5 protein-coding genes are annotated in these 6,002 nt (G+C 43.2%); 2 read left to right on the top strand and 3 right to left on the bottom strand.

Going from position 1 to position 6,002, the window contains the following annotated elements; genetic code table 11:
* Nucleotides 1-385: 385 nt before the first annotated feature.
* From R7E47_RS15235 to R7E47_RS15225, 3 genes are all read right to left on the bottom strand, one after another.
* Nucleotides 386-2,134, bottom strand: coding sequence for a formate--tetrahydrofolate ligase (locus tag R7E47_RS15235; protein WP_104976103.1), 1,749 nt, complete (start codon nt 2,132-2,134; stop codon nt 386-388).
* 236 nt (nt 2,135-2,370) lie between these two features.
* Nucleotides 2,371-3,675, bottom strand: coding sequence for an inosine/guanosine kinase (locus R7E47_RS15230; RefSeq protein WP_005376376.1), 1,305 nt, complete (start codon nt 3,673-3,675; stop codon nt 2,371-2,373).
* Between the two features lie 233 nt (nt 3,676-3,908).
* A complete protein-coding gene (locus R7E47_RS15225) occupies nt 3,909-4,379 on the bottom strand; it encodes a CreA family protein (RefSeq protein ID WP_005397614.1) in 471 nt (156 codons plus the stop codon).
* Between the two features lie 145 nt (nt 4,380-4,524).
* Here R7E47_RS15225 and R7E47_RS15220 point away from each other — a divergent pair, with 145 nt between their 5' ends.
* Together R7E47_RS15220 and R7E47_RS15215 are read left to right on the top strand one after the other, a co-directional pair.
* Nucleotides 4,525-5,034, top strand: a complete 510-nt coding sequence (locus R7E47_RS15220; RefSeq protein WP_005376378.1) for a hypothetical protein — start codon at nt 4,525-4,527, stop codon at nt 5,032-5,034.
* 195 nt (nt 5,035-5,229) lie between these two features.
* On the top strand, nt 5,230-5,898 hold the full coding sequence (locus R7E47_RS15215) for an HAD-IA family hydrolase (protein ID WP_047103569.1): 669 nt from the start codon (nt 5,230-5,232) through the stop codon (nt 5,896-5,898).
* Nucleotides 5,899-6,002: the final 104 nt, after the last annotated feature.

Genomic DNA, 6,002 nt, shown 5'->3' with positions numbered 1-6,002 from the left:
AATCAAATGAGGCCTCATACGGCTTTAAAATACAAAACGCCCGATGAAGTACATCGAGCGTTTTAGTTAAAAAGTGTCAACCCATATCAGGACGGGTCAGTCAACAAGTATGGATTTACAATGTAAAGTGGCGACAAAACAAGAAGATAAATAGGGTTTTCTAGCTTAATAACTATCGCCAAACAAGGCTTAGGGTTAGCGTCTTAACTCTAAAGGCCTAAAACAGGCGCGTTGATGTAAGGCAGGAGAGCTTTGTATCAACGATTCAAGAGTAGAAGGCCTGAGACAACTCTTTTCACAGTTGTTGAGAGTGAGTGGATAGGTAAGTAGACCACTCACTCAATGAATATGCTCACTTCACTGATAGCGATACGTTATCACTGCACTAAGAGAGACCGACGATATTTCCTTCATCATCAAGATCTAAGTTCATAAATGCGGGTTTATCAGGTAAGCCTGGCATCGTCATCACGGTACCAGATAATGCATAAACGAATCCTGCACCCGCACACAAGCGCAGCTCGCGGATTGGGACGGTAAAACCAGTTGGTGCCCCTTTGACTGCGGAGTCCGTGGTTATAGATAGTGGTGTCTTCGCGATGCAAACCGCTAAGTTGTTAAAGCCTAATTGCTCAAAATGTTTGAGCTGTTCAGTCGCGATAGGAGTCATTTCTATATTGGTTGCTCCATAGCCCGCTTCACATACTGCCATGAGCTTTTCGAGTAATGATTGCTCTTTGTTGTATAACGGACAAAACTCTACAGGCGTGGTACACGCATCAATAACATGTTGAGCTAGTTCCGTTGCGCCTTGTCCGCCTTGCGAAAAAGCGGTGCTGATGGCTACTTTAACTTCGGGATTAAATTGGTGAATCAGATCTTCAAGAGCTTTAAGCTCTTTCACACAATCTTGTGGAAACTGGTTAATGGCAACGACAGCAGGTAAACCGTATTTATGAACGTTATTTATGTGCCATTTTAAATTTTCAAACCCAGCCTCCAATGCTGCTTGGTCCGGATTAAAAATGGAATCTGGAATAGCCATACCTGGTCGTAAATCGTAGTGTCCGGAATTCGCTTTGAGGCCGCGTAATGTTGCTACGATCACTACACAGTCCGGGGCTTTGTTGGCGGCAGCAGCTTTAATGTTACACGCTTTCTCAAATCCCATATCCGAACCAAAACCGGCTTCAGTTACCGTGTAACCTGACAGTTTTAGCGCAATATCGTCCGCGATAATGGATGAATTTCCATGGGCGATGTTTGCAAATGGACCTGCATGGATCAACGTAGGAACACCTTCTAGAGTTTGCATCAGTGTTGGTGCAATCGCCTCTTTTAGTGTTACTGCCATTGCTCCTGCAACTTGTAGATCTTCCGTAGTGACGGGGTTTCCGTTCAAATCGTACGCTACGACAATTTTCCCAATACGTTGACGTAAATCTTTTAAATCTTTGGCTAGTGCAATGATAGCCATTAACTCAGAAGCGGCTGAAATATCGAACCCTTCGTCACGCTCGAAACCATTGATGGTTTTTCCTGCATCATTGAGGCCAATTTTGACTTTACGTAGTGCACGATCATTATGGTCCATCACTCGTTTCCAAGTAATACTTGCCGTGTCGATTTTAAGTGCTCTTAACCCGGTGCGTGATTCAAAGGCATCATAACCCTCGCGTTGCTCATGGAACAAGCGAGCGTCAAGAGCGGCTGAAGCAAGGTTGTGCGCCGCTGTCACTGCGTGAATGTCACCAGTAAGGTGTAAGTTTAACTCTTCCATTGGAGCTACTTGAGAATAACCGCCGCCCGCTGCGCCACCTTTAATACCGAAGACGGGTCCCATCGAAGGTTGCCTTATACATGCAATAACAGATTGATTAAGCTTTGCTAAACCTTGCGCCAGTCCTATCGTCGTAACGGTTTTTCCTTCGCCAAGAGGAGTCGGCGTGATCGCAGTGACGAGTACAAGTTTACCGTCATCATTTGCTTTGAGTCGTTCCAAACATTTTGGGTGGACTTTGGCTTTGTGCTTCCCGTGAGTGTCATACTCTTCGGGCAATAGTCCTACTTTTTCCGCGATAACATCAATAGAAGAAAGTGGTGTGTTTCGGCAAATTTCGATATCTGACTGCATGGAGAATCCCCAAAGTGGCACACAGGTAGCGTTGAAAAACTACCTGAGTTATAACGAGTATTATTGTGAGGCAAAGGTCTGCTTGGTGATGGTACTGTTTCGGTTAGGCTTGTAAAGAGTTTACTGCTTCGTATTGTGCGACATACTAACGAAATCTACTCGTTATAGTGCTAGATAAAAACAAAAAGGCCACCAAATGGTGACCTTGATATATTTTTAGCTTTAAAGCTGTCGTTTTAACGATCCCAATAAGTCTCTTCTAAGCTATCTTCTCGTTCAGGAAGCGCTCGCGATAGGCGAGGAGAGTGCTGCGTCAACACTTCATAGCTTACTCGGTTTGCGTATTTACAAATCTGAGAAAGTGAGGAGTAGGTTAAGCATCGTACTTCGTGCTTTTCTGAGTTAGGCACTTCTTTTTGGTGAAAAGAGTTTGCTGCCATGTCATGCAGTAAGGCTGAAAGGGCTGCATCACCTGCACCGTTAGTGTTCTTAATCTCTAATGGTCCACCAAGGTAAGGGCCGATGTGAGAGTAGACCTTCATTGGGTTTTGACAGTCTTCTTTACGCATCGCACGACTAAACTCGTACTGGTTAAAGGCTTCGAGGGAGCTTTCAAGGATGTCGTGTGTGGTTTCTCGTTTTACTTTCTCATCGGTGTAACCAGCCATGTACAGACCATTTGGTCCTGCTGTACAAAGTACGAGATCAACCCACTCAAGTGCTTTATCAGCAGCAGCTAGCGGCTCTGTTTCACCTGTTAACGCCGCACCTTCTTCTTCATTCATAGCGACAACAGAAATGTTTTCGCGAATGTATTCTTGCCACCACTGTGCGTTACCTTCGATAACGTACTTTGTCCCTAACGTAAGTACAACAGGGACATCGTGCTTCTTAGCAAAGTCGATCGCTCTTTGTACCGCTTTAGGCATTGGATCTTCTTCTTTACCACGCATTAGGTAAGAAGAAACAACCAGGGCTGATGCTTTCTCAAAGATCTCTTCAGGAATGCTTTCCGGAAGTAGTTGATTCATATGACCTTCGTTGATAGCAAATGTACGCTCACCGTCTTGAGAAATTAGGGTGTAGCAGCGACCAATAGGGCCATCTACCGTTTGTAAATGGTTAAGGTTCATGCGTGAAGACGTACGGCAAAGGTAGCGATAAGCAAAAGAACCGACTTGAATGTTCTTAGACATCACACCGAGCAAAACGGATTTGCTATCGGCTAAAACTGAGTAGTTGTGAAGAGTATTGCCAATCGTGTCACCTGGGTATTGGTGTGTGATCAGGCCTTGCTCAACCAGTTCTTCGTAAAGTGCATCTGCTTTGCTTTCTTCAAGAACGAGCGAATGTCCTTTACTCAGGTTGTATTTCTCTAAAAACGCGTCATCTACACGTGCTTCGATATCTACAATGGTTTGACCGACACCAACAATAGTTGGGCGATATAGCTTAGGTGCCTGTCGGATTTGGTTTACTAATGGATCTCGAGCGTGAGTTGGGAAGTAGTGTTTAGATTTACGCTGACCAGGAAACTTCATGCTTGTTTTTGAGTGAGAAAAAAAAGAGGCGGGATTGTATCACAAAAAAATGAAAATCGTGGCGATTTATTACAAAGAAGTCTGCTCGCTGAAAAAATCAGCGAGCTGAGTAAATAGCAACCAAAGCAGCTGCAATTTATGAGGCTTGTCGTATTGCAATGGGTTGTTTTTTAAACTTGTTGCTCAGCAGCGCCCGGAAAGAGCCTGCTCCGCGCTAACTAAATTTACCCGCGTTACTTTTTCACTTCAGTTGGCTCAACGTAAGCCTTGGTACCCCAAAGTGGGACTGTCGAAAGGCTATGCTTAAAACTACCATCGGTCTCTTTTGTTGTATAAGACAAGTAGAGTAAGGTTTGGTTATCGGCATCATAAATACGGCGAACCTTCATTGTTTTGAAGAAAATGCTTTTTGACTTCTTAAATACAATTTCACCGGACTTACTCTTATCTATTTTTGCAATCATTTCCGGTGTGATTTCGCCAGTCTGACGACATGATATTGAGCTATCACTTGGATCTGCTAAGCTGAAATCCGCTTCGATAGAGGCGATGTGACATGTGACACCTGTTACCACCTCGTCTTTCAACTCACCGACTTTGATGTCTTTCAAAGTAAACCAACCGAGCCCCACGTCAGCAACATCGTTATCTGAACAACCAACTAGAGTAGTAGCAAGCAATGCACTTAACAGCATCTTTTTCATTATTTTTGTCCTTAACTAGGAAAGATATTGATGAAATCTATCAGAGGTTTGCACCTAAAACAAAATTTAGCCACGGAAAGGTCTATGTGCGCTAGGTTTGTTGCGGGCTTCATGCTAATGTAATGCTCTAAACGAAGGTATCAAGATGAATGAACAACAGTTAGCCAGTATCGAGCGTAAAAATACATGGCTGTATGATCTGGTCGAAGTTGAATTTCCGACACCAGAGAGTTTGAAAGGGCGCGATGTCTATTTCAAAACGCTAGAAAAAGCAACGTATCAAGTAGTCGACAAAGACACACTACTGGAAAGTGACTCTGAATTTAACCCCGACGATATTTTTCTGGTCGATTTTCATCGACTGACCATTATGTTCTCTATCTTGCAATCTCAGCGCTGGGAACAGCAGTATGATAAAGATATGATCATTGAATATCTGACACAGATTATCCTCACGCCAGATTTTGAATTATATGTTGGTTTTAAATCTGGAGTCCCAATTGGTGCTGCTATTGTTAGCCATCTCGAAGGAAATACACTCATCTCTGATGTTGCTGTTTCTGAATCAAAATACAAAAGCTCGTTTGTGGCTGATCTGGCTAAAAGACTAAGCACCGAGCAAAAACTGTTAGACTCAGTGGTTATCGAAAACTAACTTACACATCAATGTGCATAAAAAGTAAAGCAAGATGACGTTGGGTGATCTTGCTTAGAAAAACTGTAATTGCTCCCTTCTATTTCCATGAAATGCCAAGCTCGTCGTTTCAACAATCCCAAACTCAAATAAGATTAATCCAAACATTCTTAAAATCAGCTTGGGCTTGAGCCTTTAAGACGTCTGGAGATGGCTATGGCAATTACCAATATTAAGTGCGTGATATTTGACTGTGATGGTACGTTGGTCGACAGCGAAAGACTGTGTTGCCAAGCGCTCGTCAATGTATTTAACCAGCATGGGGCTGAGTTAACGATGGAAGAGTGCGTTTCTCACTTTAAAGGAGGAAAGCTCGCTGACATCCTTTTAGATACTAAAGAATTGAAAGATATCAAAGTCCCAATTGATGTTTTAGAGCCGCAATACCGAGAAGAAGTCCAGTCTCTTTTTGTGCGTCACTTACAGCCGATGGATGGCGCAAAACGATTAATTCAGTTTTTGGATTCGCATAATATCGAATATTGTGTGGCGTCTAATGGACCTAAAGATAAAATTGAATACGCTTTGGAGTTAACCGGTTTACTCGATGCTTTCCGAGGGAAAGTGTTCTCGGCATTCGATGCGAATAGTTGGAAGCCTGAGCCCGATTTAATCATGTACAGTGCTATGAGCATGGGCTTTTTACCAAGTGACTGTCTTTATATTGATGACACGCCTAAAGGAGTCGAGGCGGGACTAAACGCCGGTATCAAAACGGTGCAGTTATTTAATGGTGAAGCTATCAATCGTGTTGATGACGAGCGTGTAATTCGCATCCATCATTTAGATGAATTAAAAGAGCAGCTGTGTGGCTGCTCTGTTTGACCTATTAATGGCAAACCGGACTTAAGCTGTGGATGTGCTTAAGTTTAGACTGTAGGTAAGGCGTTTGATGTAGACATTGGATAGATGAGAAGTTTTTTGTATGA

It is taken from the genome of Vibrio sp. Vb1026 (assembly GCF_033338745.1).
Classification (GTDB): Bacteria; Pseudomonadota; Gammaproteobacteria; order Enterobacterales; family Vibrionaceae; genus Vibrio; species Vibrio alginolyticus.
This window is presented reverse-complemented; position numbering and strand designations above follow the sequence as displayed.